This is a genomic window from Bacillus sp. EB106-08-02-XG196, assembly GCF_013396335.1.
In the GTDB taxonomy this organism is placed as follows: Bacteria; Bacillota; Bacilli; order Bacillales; family Cytobacillaceae; genus Neobacillus.
On record NZ_JABWSY010000020.1, the window covers coordinates 44,154 to 62,585 of the forward strand.

Consider the following 18,432-nt stretch of genomic DNA (forward strand, 5'->3'; position numbering starts at 1 on the left):
CATTACATCGGTTCCAAAAAATCAGAATCCAACATGAATCCTTATAACGGTTTGCCTTAAACAGGGACGCTGTTAAGTACCAACTGTTATAATATGTACCCATAATATGAGAATTAACCCTCTTAACCGATAAACAGGTTCGCTGTTTCGTATTAATAGAGTCTCATATTTTAGAATAAATGTTATATTTCACAATTTGTTCACAATTTATTTTTTATATTAACATGGTAGCGAATACATTACAATAGATTTATTTCATTTATTCCCTTATAGAACAAACCTTTACAATATATAGTCCTTCCACACCTTACCTCTTCCGGTTCACAATAAAAAACGGCACCATAGAGATGCCGTCTTTATTTACAAATTTTACAGAATCCTTTTAATACTGTGCATAGTAGCGGGAAATAGCTACTGCAAAATCACCTCTTGTTACATGATTTCCTGGTTTGAATTTAGCTGTTACAGTTGGCAGCAGATCATAAGGACCTTGTGTAACCTCGAAGTAAGCATTCAGAATATTCAAGTCCAATGCAAGCTGAACATAGCCTCGAAGATGTGGGGGTACTGAAGCACTATCAGCAATGGCAATCCTTGAATCACCGTATTGTACAGTTAATGACTCGTTCATTTTTGCTTCTGCCTCTGCTTGAAGGCCGAGGTTTTGTACTAGGGTATAGGCTAAATCAGTACGTGTTAGAGCTTGTTTTGGAGAGAATTTTCCAGTAGCTGTAGCAGCTATGACGCCTTTTCCATTGTATCCCGGGTCACGTAGTGCCGCGCCTTTTGCTGCCACTGCTTCAGCGAAGGCTAAGTCCTCCCCTTTAACATCTAGGAAAGTAGTGGTGCCTGTCACCGGTAAATATTGACGAACCCCTGCACCCATAACCACATATTTTGCTAAATCGATACGCGTTAGGTTGTCATTTGGACGGAAGCTTCCATCCGCATAACTATCAAGTAATCTCTCATTTACACCTATCTTGATAGCTGATTCGGCAGGGTGTCCGGCGATATCCGATAAACCTGTAAAGCTACCGGCTTTCTTTGTTGTTAATTCACCTTTGATTTCTTCATCAAGAGCAATTCCGTCTAAGCCCTCAAGCTTCATTGTCCATTGGCCAGCTTTTGGTGAAGTAACTTGAACCGTACGATCGGTGTAAAGCGGGAAGAGCAAATAGATTCCCGAGCTATATTCGTTTCCATCTGGATCAATTAATACTAGGTTAATCGTGTTTCCGGTCTGATCTAGCAATCCTGCTGCGTTAATCCGGGCAGTTAATTCAGATACACCAGGTTCAACATCGAAGGGTTGAACATTACCATTAAGGTTTAGGTTGCTATAATTAAGAGTAAAGGGTGTTCTTTTAACATTTAGGTTAACATTGGCGTTAAATGTACGATTTGCATTCACCGTCGTGCCATATGCACGGTTGTTAAACGCAGCGTCAACAGCAGCATAAGCATTTACATATCCAGCGCCAACCTCCCATGCTTCATAGCCTGACATATTAGAAGCTGTTTGGTGTAAAATTTCTTTTACCTCTGTTGGTGATAAAGTAGGATTTGCTTCTAGTAACAGAGCAACGATACCCGCAACATGCGGGGCAGCCATCGAGGTGCCACTCATTGTCGTGTAATAAGGAAGATGCGCTGGCTCAATGTTCTCTAGGTCGTCGGTTGCTCCAAGACTTGAAACGGGTGCTGCGACTCTAGTAGAAATAATTCCTTCGCCAGGTGCAGTTACCGTTGGGCGGTCCTCCCACTTAAAGGTTTCACCATCGACCACAACGGTTCCACCTTTGCCGCTCACTCCACGCGAAGAGAAATCGGCGAGTTTTGCTTGTTTCGTACCTACCGCAACCGTGATTACCCAAGGGGCTTTTTTATAATTCCCAGAAATGGTCGATTCACCTGGCCCTGAATTTCCCGCAGAAAACACCGTCACGATACCACGGTCATATAACTTCTTGGTGGCAATATTAATCGGGTCAAACGGATCGAATTCCGTACCGGCATCGCTCGTAGTTCCCCATGAATTCGTAATCACGCGGATGTTGTATTCCGTTTGATGTGTTAGCGCATAATCAAAACCGCCGATGGTATCAAGAATGGCTACAGCTGCGCCTGAACCATATCCAATCATATCGGCACCAGGTGCTACGCCTTCATATTTTCCACTAGACATTTCTCCAGTTCCGCCCACAATTCCGGCCACATGGGTCCCGTGACCGCCAGTTGTATCAGTGTTTGGAACATCTTCCACGTAGGAAATCGGCAACAAATCACTTAATGCATGCAGATTTGTGGATGCCATCACATTTTGGACTACATGATTTCCAAATTCTAAATCAGGATGTGTGCCATCTATTCCACTGTCGTTCACCACAACCCCGATCCCTTTCCCTGAGACCGGCAGTCCGCCATTTAATTTACGGAGAGTGTCATCTTTTCGCAATTGGTCAACACCCGTTAACTCTGTTCCCGTTTCATTTTCGTATGTTACCTTCTCGTTATCATAGATGGACAAAACCTCTGGATTCGCAGCCAAAGCACTAATTTGCTCGGGCGTGGCTACGATACCTGTGATTGGTAAACTTTGAAATGACAGCCCCTGCTTGATTCCTAGTTTTTCTAGTACTCCTAACTGAGACGCAGATGGTGCTCCATCACCTTTGAAGGTAACAACCGCATCGATGGAATCCACTGATTTTTGCAGTAGTTCCGTTACATCTGGATCCATATATGCACCTGCCTGCGTGGTCGCATTGGACACAGATGCCATGGAAAAAATAGGTGAAATAGTAAGTATGCATGATAGTAAAAATGCTTTTCAAAATTAGCCCCCCTAAAGTATGTGTTATTTTCTCTCTATTATCTATTAGAAAATGGAAGATAACTATTCTGCAAAAGGGGTATCTTTTGTTGTCATTATACCTATTTGTTCTAGTACGGAAGTAGTATACAAAATCACTTTCTTCAAAAACATAAACCTTCTACTTTCAATTCCCAATACAACCTAATCCCACCAAAAATACCAAACGGATGAATGAATAAGTGTTCCAGCTAGACCATTATATGCCATAGAAATAGCCCTTTAATTCTTTCTTTTAAAGTTAACATAATATAATTATATAATAGATATAGTTTCCTTAAGAACCGGCTGTGCGGAGTTTCCTTCGTCATCCTTCCTACAGAAAAAAGTGCTGGCACTTTTCTTGTTATCTACCGCAGCATTTTTTATATTTTTCTCCACTTCCACAAGGGCATGGCTCATTTCTGCCTATTTTAACAATCTTTTCGCTATCACTATTGTTGATTTTAGAGGTTGGAAGAGGTTTTAAATACTTATTTCTCTGTGCACTTAATTCAGTTGATGTATATCCTTTAAGAAACCATTCTCTCGTGTTATGCATCAGGTGAACAACTTTATCCATTAACGCTTTGACGGTATCTAAACTATCAATTTCGAATTGTTTACTTAAATAATTTAGAACATCATTAGGGCCATGGCCAATCCTCGTGGCATAAACACATTCTTCTACGATACTATCTGCTTTCACTTTATTTATTTTAAAGTTTTGTATAAGAAAGTTCACTAATTGTGTATAACTTATATTCCTGTCAACAAAACCTGGTTCACCAGCTATTAGGAGTTGTTGCTTTGAAAAAGGAAAGTAAGGTACTGTTTTTCTCGCTTGCTGTTCCTTAATAACTTTTTTCGAATCAAATACTCTTAAAGTAGAATAGCCATCCTCATTACTATAGTTTTCCTTACGATAAGTATTAGCTTCATAAATTACATTGAGGTATTCTCTGATGTTTATCTTTGCTTTTGTATAACTTTCCAGCATTTCTAGTAGTTTTGTTACACTCAATGTTCCATAATAATATAAAAGACCGTTTGTTAGCCTTATCCACTCAGTATTTCTAGCTACAGTTTCCCTTATTTTTAAATTGTTTTGTAAATCTAAGATTGGATCGATAATTTCATTAGGGACAGCTATCATTTTATTCCCTTCAAAAGTCCCCGTGTAAACCAACCCGCTATCACGAAAATACTCAATTTGATTCGCCTCTAGGTTTGGTACAATGATTTGACCGCCATTACTGGCTATATTGGTGAGGATTTTAAAACGTTCTATATCCCATAATGAGAAAAGGTTCTCAATATTCTCAGGAATCCTTTCTACCAACAAAGCAATCAACTCTGACTTTTTCAAACTACTTGCGTTTTTGAGGACTAATTTTTTTCTAATATCGTCTAGGTCTGCTTTTGTATAGGAACCTAATCCTTCTAATAGTGTAAAAGGAAACTTCCTTTGCCCCCAATGTTTTTGGTATTGTTTTTCCTCTTGTTCTCTTTGCAAATTTTTCAATCCATTGAATGCCTTTACCAAAGCATCTTCCACTTTTTTATCGCTCATTTTATACACCTACTCTAATACCTATTATATATAGTGAAGAATACACCAAAACCCTTTACTCCACAACCAGAAGTCCATAGGGACTGTTCTCTTGGTCAAAAAAGACCAAGAGAACCGTCCCTACTGCATCCATCACAGCATCATGATGCTACTTCGACTTTGTCAATTTCGGTTTCTTTATTGGATTCCTTCAAATATTCTAAAACTCGCTTGGCCATTCGTTTATAGCCATTTGTGTTTGGGTGGAATTCATCTTCAGCCAATAAATCAATATTCGAATTACTAAAAAGGTCTTTTGTTGGAATATACCTTACATTCTCATATTCCTCCGCAAGTGACTTTCCAGCATCATTCCAATTATCAATAATCATTCCAAGTTCTTTTATTTCACCAAAGTGCCGTTCAAACGGATTATAAAACCCAATTAGATAAATTTGGGCATCTGGATTCAGATTATTGATTTTATCAAAAATGGCTCTTAATCGCTCCATATATTTCAACCTCTCCACTTGGAAGGGTTCCATCGTCACATTCAAGAAATTGGATTTTAGTACATTCATAATGTCATTCGCACCAATTGTGATTAGTACCATGTCAGCCTCCTTAATGGCAGAGGCAATCTCTTTATTTTCCATCCGTTTTAGTAATTGATCTGACCTCTTTCCTTTTTTACCGAAGTTTTCAACCGAGATATTTAGGTTATTGTCTTCAAAGGTGTGACTAAGGATGCCGACATAACCGCCATTCTCCGTTTCATCTCCTACCCCCTCGGTTAGAGAATCACCGATTGCCACAATCTTTTGATCCTTTTTAAAGAAATCTAATGCAATTTCCACTACTTCCCTGACCTTCGCCTTAATATCTTCCTTTATCGGTTTATCGTTTGCGTCTTCCGGTTCTGTCTGTGCCTTTTCAACTACTGGAGCATTTTCAGTGGCAGTTTCTCCTGTATTTTCTGTTTGGTCTTGATTAACAGAAGCGACCGCCTTTACACTTTCCACCTCTGTTTGTTCACGATCTGGCAGAAATAAAAATAGGAGAAAACTCACAAATAACAAACTGCCAATAATCATCATCATCGTCGTTGTTTTTTTTCTCTGCAAAATTCCATCACACCTATTACTTTTGTAAATTCATAATCTAAGTAAATAACATCTTAGTAATATATAGTTATTCATTTTATCATGGGAGGCAACATTCCGAAAGACAACAAATATTAGAAATCAAAGGGGGACTGTTTTCATGCTTCTTCGTTAACTAACCGAAGCGTGAAAACCTCCCCCTCAATTGTTTTTTTATGAAAATGGAGGAATCCAGCTTCCGTGTGCTTCAAAGAGGTCATCACACAGTGAGATAATATCATCGATGGACAACTCTGCACTTGTATGTGGATCCAACATCGCTGCTTGATAAACGGCTTCCCTTTTCCCGGTGATGGCGGCTTCAATGGTTAGGAGCTGTGTATTGATATTGGTTCTGTTAAGTGCTGCTAACTGTTCTGGTAAATCCCCTATATAACAAGGCATGATTCCACTTCTATCGACTACACAAGGCACTTCTACACAGGCTTTCTCTGGTAGATTACTGATTAACCGTCCACTGTTTAGAACATTGCCGCCAAATTTATATGGTACATTTGTTTCTATGGCTTCTATTATTCGAGAGCCATATTCTCGAGACCGGGTATGTGTGAGTTTACTATTATTCACCATCTGCTGCCTCATCGTTCTCCAGCCTTCCATTTGTTTCACACAACGACGTGGATATTCATCCAATGGAATATTAAATTTGTCTATAAGCTCTGGGTATCTATTCTTGATAAAATAGGGATGATACTCCGCATTATGTTCGGAGGATTCCGTTACATAGTATCCGAATTTATCCATTAACTCATAACGCACCATATCTATGTGCTTTGATTTTTGCTTTTCCTTTGCACGTTTCTTAATTTCTGGGTATAAATCCTGGCCATCACGTTTCACCTCTAAGAGCCATGCCATATGATTGATCCCCGCGATTCTTTCCTCAATTCCTTCATGGTCGATTCCCAAATCTCTAAAAAGGTGCTGTGTACATACTTGAACGCTATGACACAGCCCTACCGTTTTCACATTGGTGTAACGGAGCATCACTCCAGTCAGCACTGCCATGGGATTGGTATAATTCAAAAACAGCGCATCTGGACAAACCTCTTCGATATCCCTGGCAAAATCGAGCATGACGGGAATGGTTCTAAGCGAACGAAAGATCCCGCCAATCCCTACGGTATCCGCAATCGTCTGACGAAGACCATATTTCTTCGGAATCGCAAAATCAATTACAGTACTAGGCTCGTAACCGCCGACTTGAATGGCATTAATGACATATTTTGCGTCTCTTAAGGCTTCCTTTCTATTAACATACGATTTAATCGTAATATCTTTATTGTAATTATTTTTTAAATTCGTCAACATGTTCTCTGAATCTTTTAACCGCTGCTCGTTGATATCATAAAGAGCAAATTCAAATCCCGCTAAGGCTTGGACAAACATACAATCACCTAGCACATTTTTCGCAAAAACCGTACTACCTGCACCTAAAAACGTAATTTTTGACATACTACAACATCCTTCCTGTGTAAAAGCTCTCTATTATTATTCGTTCACTACTAGTCTATTTCCTTGCTACTTAAGTCATTTCAATTATCTGCAGAAAGCAGCATCAATAAAGTGGGAAAGTTATTTTATCAACCTCTATAACTTCTACACTCTTTATATAAAAAAATCCGGTTACGATGATCGTAACCGGAATCCTTACTCATTCTTTAAATATGAATCAAACGAACTCATGTGTTTTAAATTGTGCTAATTCGCCAGCCGCTTTGACACGGATACGTGTTGCGTTTCCTGGCATATAGGCAAGTGGAACGTCTTCAATATCAACGATAACAAGTGATTCAGGATTTGCTCCCGCATTGATGGCTTCATTCATAGCGATTGATTTTGCATCTTCTAACGCTTTTTCTCTTCCAATCACATCAAGTGTATATACCTTTTCGATTTGGCCGCTAACCTGTGAAATCGCTGAACCAATTGCATTTGCTACACCGGAATGTTGTGGTCGAATCACCTCTGAGGCGCCTTTTAATTCTTCAGGGAGTAAGATACTGCCTCCGCCAACTAAAATAACAGGGACAGGAGTTGCGCTTGTTTTCATTTTATCAATCGCTTCCTCTACCATCTCTACTATTTTTTGATAGATTTTCTCCAATAACGATTTATCTAGATGTGCCACCTTTGAAGCATCCCCCAATTCAACTTTCCCAAGGGCTACAGCAACATCGGTTGTTGTTAACGTATCTCCGCCAAAAATTAATCCCTTTTCAGGAAGTCGGTATCCGACACTGTCTGGTCCAATCGAGAATTCACCATTTTCTTGAATTCTTACAATCGTACCTCCCCCGAGACCGATGGAAACAAGGTCAGGCATGCGGAAATTGGTACGCGCACCGCCAATTTCAACAGCTAATGAAGATTCTCTTGGGAACGATTGAACTAAAACCCCAACATCTGAAGTTGTCCCGCCAACGTCGACCACAATCGCATCGCTAAGATCACTCAAATAGGATGCTCCGCGTAAAGAATTCGTTGGTCCACATGCCACAGTGAAAATAGGATATCGAACAGCGTACTCGACTGACATAAGCGTACCATCGTTTTGTCCAAAAAATACTCTCGCGTCAATCCCTTCTGCCTTTAGTGCATTAATAAAGCCATCAGCCGCTGTTTTCGCCACATTCACAACGGAGGCATTTAAGATCGTCGCATTTTCTCTTTCCAGTAATCCGACGGAACCAATTTCTGAGGATAAAGAAAGAGCGACATCTTCACCAAGTACTTCTCGTAAAATTTCTCCAGCTCTTTGCTCATGTGATTGGGTCACGGGAGAAAAAACGGAAGTTATCGCGATAGAATCTACCTTCCCTTTAATTTCATTCGCGATTTCGTATAAACGCTCTTCATCTAAGTCAACAATTTCTCTGCCGTCAAATTCATGTCCCCCACGGATTAGATAGACATGCCTTCCAAGTGCATCACGAAGGTCATCTGGAACACCGATCAAGGGTTTTACCGCTAAGGTGGCTGGTGCTCCGATGCGGATTGCAGCCATTTTATTCAATCTTTTCCGTTCAACGATGGCATTGGTACAATGAGTTGTACCAAGCATTGCGTATTTAATTTGGTCACGAGGAACCTGCGCTTCGTCAATGATTTTTTTCAGAGCATTGTAAATACCAGTCGCTACATCCTCAGTCGTCGCTGATTTCGTTTCTGAAATCACCTGGTTATGTTGATCTAAAAGTACAGCATCTGTATGTGTTCCCCCAACATCGATTCCAATACGATAAATACTCATTATAAAGCCACTCCTTTCTTTACAAGCTCTTCAACTGGAACATAATCTACGTCATAGCCAAAGTATTTAGGACCTACTGTTTCAATTCCCTTAGCTGTTCTCCACTTCGGATTGCATGGAATTCCAATCACCACACATCGTGCACCATAGCGTATACCTTCTGTTGTAATCGGAAGACCTGTTTCCGCATCAAGTACAGCGATGAGGTCAGGTGTGACACAAACAAGACGCTGCTCTGTCTGAGCAAGTAAATGTTCATTTTGAAAGCTCAGCGTGAGCGTTTCACCCTTATACTCATTGAGTCCCTCAATTTTCGCTTCACCTCTGGCAAAACCTGTTTCTGTTTTTCGGTTAATATCATTTACTTTTCCACTAAACAATTCAAATCCGCCAACGGTTTTCATGACTTCTTGGATTGGATTTACATTGTTTACTTTTGCAAGCCTAATCGCTTTTCCAATCTCTTCTTCGAGCTTCAAGATACCGCTTATTCCGCTCTCTTTCAATTGCTTACCGGTCATCGGATAAATTGCACACATAACAGAACCACCCATTTGAATCGTTGCTGCACGAGCAATTCTCTCGGTCCAAACATTATTAATCGTTGATAACAACATCGTATTCCCTTTCTCATCGGAAATCACTCCAGGTGTTGCTGAAATGCCATCTAAATAAAAGGTCACCATTTGCAACTCAGGAAAGGCTCTGCCCATTCCATCCACATCAATGACAGGTAAACCTAATCTTGCAGCTGTGGCAAAAGGAAGCATTGAGTTCACTCCTCCTGCTTCTATCGGAAACGTTCCATAAATCTTTTTCCCTAAATATTCTTCTAGTTTTTGAAAGGCTTCAATTGCTTCTTCTCCACTCGGGGCTTTTTCCAGCATGACCGTCGGTGCTCCCATCATGGATGAAGGGACAACTAATGCGTCTTCCGGTACCTCATCACCTTCTAATAAAGTGATTTCTCCATATTCTTCAATAGCTTGAAGTGCCATAAGTTTCCCAATGTAAGGGTCACCGCCACCGCCCGTTCCTAGCAAGGCTGCTCCTACTGCTATATCTTCAATTTCTTGTTTTCCTATTTTTCTCATAATCTAAAAACCTCCAATATTCCAAAAATTTATTAGGCAGCTATCTTATTTGCATCCTTTTTGTTTCTCATAGTTATATAGATTTTTGAACCGAAGTAATAAACAACTGCACTTACTACAAGTGAATTGATTGATGGAATACCAGCTGTCACGAAATATCCAGCTGCAAATCCTGCTGCCCATGCGATCAATGTCACAGGACTCATTTTTTCAACATCTGCAGGCAACGTTCCATTTGCCCTGCTTTCATCTAGTGCTTTTCGATGTGTTTTTAAAATGAAATAATCGATTACCATTATTCCTGCTACTGGCGGAATAAAAACACCTAGTAAAACGAGAAAGCCGACAAACATATCTAGAATACCCATAACCGAGAGCACGGTGCCAATTACACCAATGACAAGTGTGACCATCCCGCGATTTAACTTGATATTAAAAACAGAATCAAAAATATTTGTAAAACCTAATGATGAAGAATACAAGTTTAGATTATTGATTTTAATAGTAGAAAAGACAACTACGATCGCCCCTAGCCAGCCAGATGTTTGCATCATAATGCTGACCACGTCATTTGTTCTTGCAGCATGTGCCATGAGCACTGCAATCATATTAATCCCTAACTCTCCAACAAAGGTCCCAATCATTGTCATCCAAAAAACATCTTTTCCACTTTTAGCAAAGCGGCTGAAATCAGGTGTGATAACCGCTCCGATAATAAAACCACCAGCAACCATTGTAGCAGCCACCCCCATTGTCAATGGATCGCCTGCAGGGGCAGTATGCGTTAAATCAAACAGAGAATGTTTGCTTAGGACTGCATAAATCCCCACTCCTACCGCCAAAAGAAAAGCAGGTACGGCGATGGTTGCTGTTGCACTTAGTAATTTAAATCCAAAAATAACAAGAATGGTTACACCTAATCCCGTAAGCGTTGCGGCAACAGGAAGACTTAACTTACCATTCGTTGCCTGAACGAGTCCATCTGCAAAAACGGAATTCTGGACACCAAACCAACCGATACAAGCAATGGCAATGATAGCTCCAATAATACTTGATCCATAGCGACCAAATCCGGTCCATCGTGATAATAGACTCGTCGACAGACCTTCACGTGCCCCCGCATAACCTAAAAGAAAACTAATGACCTGTAAAATGACGCTGCCGAACATCGTAGCCCAAAACGCTTCCCAGAAAGTCATTCCGTATCCTAATGCGGCACCTAATATGAACTGTGAAATGGTTGCAAGGGCACCAACCCGTACAATTGTGATACTCCACAATGATTGCCGCGCAGATTGCGGAACACGTGATAACGAGTAATCATCACCTAAAACCTTTTTGTTTTTCATTTTAATCACTCCTACTCGATTTTTTATCTGCATGATCATAGCCAACAGAGCTAAATCTGCAGTTCTCCCAAAGCCTTGATACGAATCCTTAATACTTCTCCTTTAAAATAATCAAACGGGAACTCTTCGATTGAAGCCACCTTAATGCTCTCCACTTTTGCACCTTTTAGGATGAGCTGTTGAAAAAGTCTTTCTTTCTCAAGCTCAATGATTTCCTCTATCGTTTGGTTTTTCAGCCAAAATACTTTGTCAGTTTGAGCACTCAGGGGGGCATAGCAGGCACCTATTGCATTACTTATATGATGACCTGATGGGTGAATAACCCTTTTGTATTTGCCGAATAACCGATTCACAATTAATGTGCTTCCCCCGCCAACCAACACAACAGGAAGGCCTTCGCTATTTAGCTCTAAACGAGTAATCTTTTCCTTTATCTCCTGAGTCACCTTTTTTACGACTTTCTGACAATCTTCATAGGATAATTTCATTAGCCCGCCAAGAGACAACTTTTCGTTAGAAACTGAATCCAAAGCCACCTTAAAGAATGAATCTGTTACGGTCCAGGAATCTCCTCCCCAAGAAATCCCTTGATGTTCAAGGTCACTAGCAATCGTTGCCTTTATTTGTATTTCTTCATTATCCAGCGAAATCAGACTTCCGCCTCCATAAGGCAATGAATATATTTTCGGAACTCTCATATTGACATCGATGTTTAAAAAAGAGGTTGAACCCACAGTCAATTCCGGCTGGCCATTTCGAATTTTCCCGATTTCAATCGTACTTCCCCCAAAATCAACAACTATACAATCTTGTAAACCACTTATGATGCTTGCCCCTCTGAAACTATTTGTTGCTCCAGATCCAATTGTGAAAATGGGATATTCTATTGCATCTTGAAGTTCTAACAGAGAACCATCATTTTGGGTTAACCAACATGGGCATTGTAAGGAAAGCTTTTTAAATAATTCTGTTAAGTCCATCATTGCCTGACGAATAACTTTTGAGAAAACAGCATTTAAAAGGGCAGCATTTTCTCTTTCTACAAAACCCATAACCCCCAATTCATGGGACATGGTAATCGGAATTTCAGGAAATTGTGTTTTTAAATCATCTCGAAGGTATCGTTCTTCCGTATCAATTAGTGGTGAGTTTACACCAACAATGCAGATAGACTCAATGTTATCCTGTTGAATATGCTCGTAAAGCCTGTCCATATCTCCAGGGTCTGGCGTTTTAGTTAGATCTTCATAAAAACTAGTAATATGAAAGACATTACCTATATATTTTTTAAGATGTTCTGGCCAAAATAGACCTGGTTTAAGAAGTGTCGGCTTTTTCATAATCCGAATTAACGCTGTTTTCGAGAGTTGTACTGGGTGATAAAGTGCATTTTGAACATGAGTGGTTCCAACAAAAACACCCTCAATTTCATTCGGTGCTATACCCGCCTCACTAATTACTTTTCTAGCTGCGTGCTCAATCCCCGAAATAATATCCTTGGAGGTTAATTGTTTATTCCAAGAAAGGAGCTTCCCGTTGCTTCCTATTAAAACAGCATCTGTATTGGTACCTCCGACGTCAATTCCAAGCTTCATGCGACTGATCTCCTTGCAATGGTTGATAGGTAACAGTTAGACCATAATTTTCAGGGCCCACCAATTCAAGCATATCCTTTGTCCGTAGGATATTGGGTGCTGGAACAGCAAATATTGTTACTGCCAAGCCTACTTGTATTTCGGAAACATTATAGGGGCTAAATTTTTCATCATCCAATACAAGAATTAGATCAGGCGTCATGCAACGATATAGTTTTTCTTTAATCGCAATAAATTCATTTTTAAACTTTATTTCCATTCTTTTATTGGAATGAGACGACCTTCCCTCTATGGTGAATTTCCCGATCAATGCCCCTTCTTCAAACCATCTGCTAACTTCTGTTATGACACCCGTGATGATAGATATCGGTTTTCCATAAAGTGAGTTTTCAAAGACTGCCATCATTTCTATCCTTTTTTCACTAACCGATGTTTCTTTTATTAAAGCTGAGCCTAAACGATAAATTAAGTTTAAGGAACCTGAGATCATTGATGTTTTCATCTTCCTAGCGTTTGAACCAAAGCCAACAAAATGAACATACCCGCCGCTTTTCGCAATAAAATTCTTTGTCTTTTCAGATGTAATTTGAATATTTTCATTTCCCTGTATGACTGTATATTCCTCATGAGTTTCAAGGACCATCGGTGAAACAGGAATCTTATTGAGATGATAGGTTGTCATTGATAATTCTGGAAATGCCTTTCCCATGCCATCTCCATCCACCACTGGCAAATTGTTCTGATAGGCCATCAGTAACGGTTCTAATCCGTTTACTCCCCCGATTTCGACGGGGATGATGGCACCAATCTTTTGTTTTATGATGGACTCATATACCTTTATCGCTCGACTTCCCTGTATACCAGTTGGAATGTTCTCATTATAAAAAATTGTTGAGCCCATCATCCCAGTTCCTACAACCCATTCATCCTCTAAATCAACAATTGTCTTTACTGTGATCGACTCTTCGTCTTTCATTATCGACATTAATAGATTCTGAATGGTTTTTGTATCGCCACCACCTCCACAAGCAATTAATTTTGCCCCCAATGCTACTAATGGAATATCCTGTTTTTTAATTTGCCATGACATATACTGCTCCCCTTTCTTTTTATATTGCAAGTACCGTGCCAAAAAAATAAAACCTCTGAAACCAGAGGATCGAAGGATTTTTAAAATTCAATATTAAAAATTATTAGAATAATCTCGATAATGATAATGGCTATCACAAGCACAAATCATAATTTTTCTCATCTTTACTCATTTTTTCTCATCTTTTCTCAACTTTTATCAATTTCTACTTTATTTTATATTTAGTAATCCTTCGATATAATGTTGGTAAACTTATTTTCAAATGGTTTGCAGCTTTCTTTTTCCCATTCGTATCTCTGCCATATTGATCTAATAGTTCGATAATCATTTCTTTTTCATCTATACGCTTGTTTGTTTTACGTGGCAGAACAGTCTCTGTTTCCATTATGTGATCTTTTTTAGCTGCTACTCCAAAATTATTTGGCATACTTTCAATTGTCACTAAGTCACCAATTTCTAATTGTACAAAATGATGTACAACATTTTGAAGCTCTCTTATATTTCCTGGCCATACATATCTAAGTAACTTTTCGATGACCACTTCTGATAACCTCTTCGGTGAACGCCCTAACTCTATAGAAATCTTATTTAAATAATAATCAATAAGTATGGGAATATCTTCTCGTCGTTCCCTCAAAGGTGGAATCATAATTGGAATAACATTTAGCCGGTAATACAAGTCCTCTCGAAATTCCCTGTTTGCGACAAGTTCTTCTAGATTACGATGAGTTGCCGTTATGATCCGAACATTCACCGACGTGCTCTTTGTATCCCCAACTCTTTCAATCTTTCTTTCCTGGACTACCCTTAGTAATTTAGCCTGTAAAGGAAGTGGAAGGTCACCGATTTCATCTAGAAAAATCGTTCCACCATCGGCAAGCTCAAACCGTCCCGCTTTATCACTGGTTGCACCAGTAAATGCACCTTTTACATGTCCAAATAACTCACTTTCAAGTAAGGATTCTGGAATGGCGGCACAATTAAGAGCAATAAAAGGAGCTTCCCTCCGAGGACTAGCAGAGTGAATAGCTTGGGCAAATACTTCTTTTCCCGTTCCACTCTCTCCTCTTAATAGAACTGTCGTATCACTTGGAGCAATTCTTTTTCCAATATCAATGACATTTTGAATCGACTCACTCGTCCCTTTGACATCATTAAAGTTATAGAGAACCCGTCGCTCATTCACCTTCTTTTTCGACTCCCTAATAGGAGTTAAATGGAGAAGAAAAGAGACAATCTCCCCATTCGCCATTAAAGGATTTACTCTTACTGAAAATTCCTTTTGTTTCCCGCTCGTTAATGGATAAGAAATCCTCCATTCTCGCTGCTTCGCCTTATTTCTCATTTCTAACCAATCAGCTTGAGGGATGATTTCATTTATATTCTCACCCATTAAAACGGTTCTAGCATTATTAAACTTCAAACTCACACTATTGCTGATATTATGAATTGTTCCATCTAAGCCAACGATTAGCAGTGGATCTTCGATTAATGAAAAGACCCCGTTCATTTCTTCTAGAATTGAATGGTTTTCTTTTCTTAATCCTACATTTTCTATTTTATTACTAATCCATTCCCTGCAAACATCTAGCTGCAGATCCATTTTGTTATAGTTATCAACTAACCATTCATCCTGCCCTTTCACTGCCACAGCCAAGAGAACTCCTATGACTTTTCTATCCTGAAATATGGCTTTAATCATAATGTTTTGGGCTTGACCAACTTCTGTTAATAAACATGTTTCACACGTATGCTCTATTCTTTTTGTAACGAAAACATCCATACCTGTCTTTTTAACTTTATTGAGAATAGGACATTTTAGATGTAATTGGTCAAAAAATACTACCTCAATTTTAATGGGATATGGCTCCATAATCTTGGAAATAGTCCATTTCATATCTTTTTTTTCAATTTCTTTATACATATGTACCACCTGATCATCCTAGCTTTTATTGATTTAAATAAAAAGTAATTCCTTCTATTCTAAACAATAAGAATATTAATTTCAAAACTAAAGTAAGATAACACCCTAGATAGATCGATTTACTTTATAAATTCTTTGCCTGACATTCACCTATTTTCCCTCTTAACATAGGATGATTTAAAAATGGCAGGAGGTCGTTTTATGGAGAAGGAACAAGCCTCAATCACAAAGTCCTCTAGGTCAAAATGGCAGACTTTTGAAGTGATTGGCATCTTGTTAGTTTTTGGATCATTGATTCTTCTTTTATTCGCTCCTAATTCATTGTCTAGCCTGTTTGATACGATTATTAAAGAAGTTAAACCAATTGTCGTAGATATATTTCTGACTAGTGAAGTTGGGATTGCGATTATTGTAAGTGTTATTGTCGGACGCCTTTTGGAGCGATTAGGCTTTACGGATGGGTTGATTCGATTATTTGTTCCGATTATGAAGTGGTTTAAAATCAATCCATCGGTGATCATTCCAAGCGTATACAACATCCTTGGTGATATTAACGCTGCTGGAAAAATCTCTGGACCTATACTTGTCAAAGCTAATGCAACCAAGGCTGAGCAAAAAATTGCGGTAGCGACGATGATTCAATCTCCACAATCCTTTGCAACCTTTGTGTTAGGACTCATCGCACTATCAGCGTTTAGTATTAATGCCTTTCCACTCGTAATCTTATCTATTTTTGTCCCAATCATTGTCGTCCCATTTCTGTTATCTAGAACCATTTACCGAGATACAAAAAAAGTGGAGCTTGAGGAACTGCCGCGTTTTACACCTGCTACAAAATTTTTGCAAACGATTTTCTCATCCGCTAAAGAAGGTGTGGAACTGCTGTTTTTAATTATTATTCCAGCCGTTGCAGCTGTCTTTTTCTTTATCGGAGCCTTAAAATTCATAGGTGTTTGGAGTTTTATAGAATCTAGCTTATCCTCAGTTCTTACATTCTTAAGTATCGAACCAGCTACCGGTATTGTGTCCATACTTGCTGCTCCGACACTCGCGGTTGCTCAGCTTGCGGAACTCTCGAGTACCATTGATCCACGTTTAATTGTAGGCTCATTTGTTATAGCTAATTCTGGACTGCCATTGTCGGTCATCTTTGGCCAGGTGCCTGTCACCTGGGCTGAAACATCTAGTTTAATTGAGAGAGAAACGTTAGAGGCAGCGATTATTGGCATGGTTTTAAGATTTATTACGGCATGTGTATTGGGATATTTTTTAACTCCATTTTTGGTGTGATGACTGATGAACTACTTGATCCGAAGTAAAAGGTTAGTAACTGTCAGTCAGTTAGGGACGTTGGAAGATGGCGCAATGGTTATTGAAAATGGAAAAATAGCTGAGATTGGCAGCTGGGATAGTTTGAAGGAGAAATTTCCGGATTCCGTTTTGATTGATTGTTCAAACTATGTAATTACACCTTCATTAGTAGATTGTCATACTCACTTACTAGAATTTGCTCCAACCTCTCTTTATCCGGTGACGCCTGAAACTCATTTTTTGGCTGGAAAAGCGATTCTCTTTCAAGCATTGTCAGCAGGGATCACGGCACTTGGGGAGCAAATCTGCGGTCATCCGCTATGCGATTTTTCAAAGGAAGATTATCAAAAAGCCGTTCAAGATTTACCACTTGATGTTTCCTTTGCAACAACTAGCATTTCGATTGGTTTCGAAAATTTGGCTCATTTTACTTCCATCTCACAATCGCGAGCTGTTACACAATACGATTTATCTGACCCGGTTTTAGTGCAGATGATTGCACTTGAAAGTGACTATCCTGGTGAAAATATCTTTATCAATGCCACACCAGCAAATTTCACCGAAAAAGAAGTACCGCGGGCTGGAGAGATCATCTACACACTCGAGGAGTTAAAAAATATTGTAAAAATCTATAATCGATTAGGAAAACGAATAGGCGCTCACGTTGCAGGTGAGCAAGGTATCAATCTAGCCTTAGAGGCAGGAATCGATGTTTTGCACCATGCACATGGAATAACAGATGAACAAATTGAAAAAGCTGCAAAACAAGGTGCAAAAATCGTTGCCACTCCAATGGGTGGTACACATCTACGGCCAAACTCTCCAGAGGAAATTCTCAAATTGATGCAAAAAGACATTCCGGTATCCATCTCAACTGATTCCTATCTGCCACCATACCCAGGAACTCCATGGCTCCCCTTTCATGACCAAACATTACAAGGCCCTGACGTTCTAATGCTAATCGCGCAGCCAGCGATGCAGCTGTTAAAGAAACATCATTATGATGAAAATATGATTCTAGCTCTATTAACTGACAATCCTGCTAGGCTATTAGGAAAAGATGATCGGTTCGGACGACTAGAAGTAGGTTTAGAAGCAAACTTTTTAGTATCTGAAGGTATTCCTGGACTAGAAATTACAGAGATTGATCAGATAAAAAACGTTTTTTATAAGGGTGTTAAGGTGATAGATCGAAAATAAAAAAACGTGCCAGTAACCTACCAACAAAATTTGATGGTGCCTGGCAC

Annotated in this window: 12 protein-coding genes; 2 read left to right on the forward strand and 10 right to left on the reverse strand. The window is 39.4% G+C overall.

Annotated features, from left to right (window positions below; translation table 11 throughout):
- Nucleotides 1-382 precede the first annotated feature (382 nt).
- The 10 genes from MLOOGBEN_RS25060 to MLOOGBEN_RS29635 form a co-directional block, all read right to left on the reverse strand.
- Nucleotides 383-2,785: a S8 family serine peptidase gene (locus tag MLOOGBEN_RS25060; RefSeq protein WP_179161007.1), complete on the reverse strand. Its 2,403-nt coding sequence runs from the start codon at nt 2,783-2,785 to the stop codon at nt 383-385.
- Between the two features lie 436 nt (nt 2,786-3,221).
- Nucleotides 3,222-4,427: a YecA family protein gene (locus MLOOGBEN_RS25065; protein WP_179161008.1), complete on the reverse strand. Its 1,206-nt coding sequence runs from the start codon at nt 4,425-4,427 to the stop codon at nt 3,222-3,224.
- 140 nt (nt 4,428-4,567) lie between these two features.
- Nucleotides 4,568-5,530, reverse strand: coding sequence for an SGNH/GDSL hydrolase family protein (locus MLOOGBEN_RS25070; RefSeq protein WP_256989271.1), 963 nt, complete (start codon nt 5,528-5,530; stop codon nt 4,568-4,570).
- A 192-nt stretch (nt 5,531-5,722) separates the two neighbouring features.
- Entirely contained in the window at nt 5,723-7,024 is a 1,302-nt protein-coding gene (gene melA / locus MLOOGBEN_RS25075) for an alpha-glucosidase/alpha-galactosidase (protein ID WP_179161009.1), read from the reverse strand.
- A gap of 217 nt (nt 7,025-7,241) precedes the next feature.
- The gene (locus MLOOGBEN_RS25080) at nt 7,242-8,822 is read right to left on the reverse strand and encodes an ROK family protein (protein WP_179161010.1); all 1,581 of its coding nucleotides are present in this window, start codon (nt 8,820-8,822) and stop codon (nt 7,242-7,244) included.
- The gene (locus tag MLOOGBEN_RS25085) at nt 8,822-9,916 is read right to left on the reverse strand and encodes an S-methyl thiohydantoin desulfurase family protein (RefSeq protein ID WP_179161011.1); all 1,095 of its coding nucleotides are present in this window, start codon (nt 9,914-9,916) and stop codon (nt 8,822-8,824) included. The genes MLOOGBEN_RS25080 and MLOOGBEN_RS25085 overlap by 1 nt, the downstream gene beginning before the upstream one ends.
- A 32-nt stretch (nt 9,917-9,948) precedes the next feature.
- Complete coding sequence (locus tag MLOOGBEN_RS25090) at nt 9,949-11,265, reverse strand: purine-cytosine permease family protein (RefSeq protein ID WP_179161012.1); 1,317 nt, start codon at nt 11,263-11,265, stop codon at nt 9,949-9,951.
- Nucleotides 11,266-11,315: 50 nt separating this feature from the next.
- Entirely contained in the window at nt 11,316-12,860 is a 1,545-nt protein-coding gene (locus MLOOGBEN_RS25095) for a hydantoinase/oxoprolinase N-terminal domain-containing protein (protein ID WP_179161013.1), read from the reverse strand.
- Complete coding sequence (locus MLOOGBEN_RS25100; RefSeq protein WP_179161014.1) at nt 12,844-13,950, reverse strand: DUF917 domain-containing protein; 1,107 nt, start codon at nt 13,948-13,950, stop codon at nt 12,844-12,846. Before MLOOGBEN_RS25100 ends, MLOOGBEN_RS25095 begins: the two co-directional genes overlap by 17 nt.
- A 205-nt stretch (nt 13,951-14,155) precedes the next feature.
- Entirely contained in the window at nt 14,156-15,874 is a 1,719-nt protein-coding gene (locus MLOOGBEN_RS29635) for a sigma-54 interaction domain-containing protein (protein ID WP_179161015.1), read from the reverse strand.
- A 201-nt stretch (nt 15,875-16,075) separates the two neighbouring features.
- On the opposite strand from MLOOGBEN_RS29635, the gene MLOOGBEN_RS25110 reads away from it, so the two are divergent.
- Both MLOOGBEN_RS25110 and MLOOGBEN_RS25115 read left to right on the forward strand, forming a co-directional pair.
- Nucleotides 16,076-17,164 carry a hypothetical protein gene (locus MLOOGBEN_RS25110; RefSeq protein WP_179161016.1) on the forward strand — a complete coding sequence of 363 codons (1,089 nt, stop codon included), beginning with the start codon at nt 16,076-16,078 and terminating at the stop codon, nt 17,162-17,164.
- 6 nt (nt 17,165-17,170) lie between these two features.
- Nucleotides 17,171-18,385 (forward strand): amidohydrolase family protein, encoded by a 1,215-nt coding sequence (locus MLOOGBEN_RS25115; RefSeq protein WP_179161017.1) that lies wholly within the window; start codon nt 17,171-17,173, stop codon nt 18,383-18,385.
- The last annotated feature ends 47 nt before the right edge of the window (nt 18,386-18,432 follow it).

What these genes read in the sequence shown, in the direction of transcription:
- MLOOGBEN_RS25060 (WP_179161007.1), bottom strand. Translation starts at nt 2,785, where the DNA reads ATGGCATCTGTGTCCAATGCGACCACGCAGGCAGGTGCATATATGGAT.
- MLOOGBEN_RS25065 (WP_179161008.1), bottom strand. Translation starts at nt 4,427, where the DNA reads ATGAGCGATAAAAAAGTGGAAGATGCTTTGGTAAAGGCATTCAATGGA.
- melA (WP_179161009.1), bottom strand. Translation starts at nt 7,024, where the DNA reads ATGTCAAAAATTACGTTTTTAGGTGCAGGTAGTACGGTTTTTGCGAAA.
- MLOOGBEN_RS25080 (WP_179161010.1), bottom strand. Translation starts at nt 8,822, where the DNA reads ATGAGTATTTATCGTATTGGAATCGATGTTGGGGGAACACATACAGAT.
- MLOOGBEN_RS25085 (WP_179161011.1), bottom strand. Translation starts at nt 9,916, where the DNA reads ATGAGAAAAATAGGAAAACAAGAAATTGAAGATATAGCAGTAGGAGCA.
- MLOOGBEN_RS25090 (WP_179161012.1), bottom strand. Translation starts at nt 11,265, where the DNA reads ATGAAAAACAAAAAGGTTTTAGGTGATGATTACTCGTTATCACGTGTT.
- MLOOGBEN_RS25095 (WP_179161013.1), bottom strand. Translation starts at nt 12,860, where the DNA reads ATGAAGCTTGGAATTGACGTCGGAGGTACCAATACAGATGCTGTTTTA.
- MLOOGBEN_RS25100 (WP_179161014.1), bottom strand. Translation starts at nt 13,950, where the DNA reads ATGTCATGGCAAATTAAAAAACAGGATATTCCATTAGTAGCATTGGGG.
- MLOOGBEN_RS29635 (WP_179161015.1), bottom strand. Translation starts at nt 15,874, where the DNA reads ATGTATAAAGAAATTGAAAAAAAAGATATGAAATGGACTATTTCCAAG.
- MLOOGBEN_RS25110 (WP_179161016.1), top strand. Translation starts at nt 16,076, where the DNA reads ATGGAGAAGGAACAAGCCTCAATCACAAAGTCCTCTAGGTCAAAATGG.
- MLOOGBEN_RS25115 (WP_179161017.1), top strand. Translation starts at nt 17,171, where the DNA reads ATGAACTACTTGATCCGAAGTAAAAGGTTAGTAACTGTCAGTCAGTTA.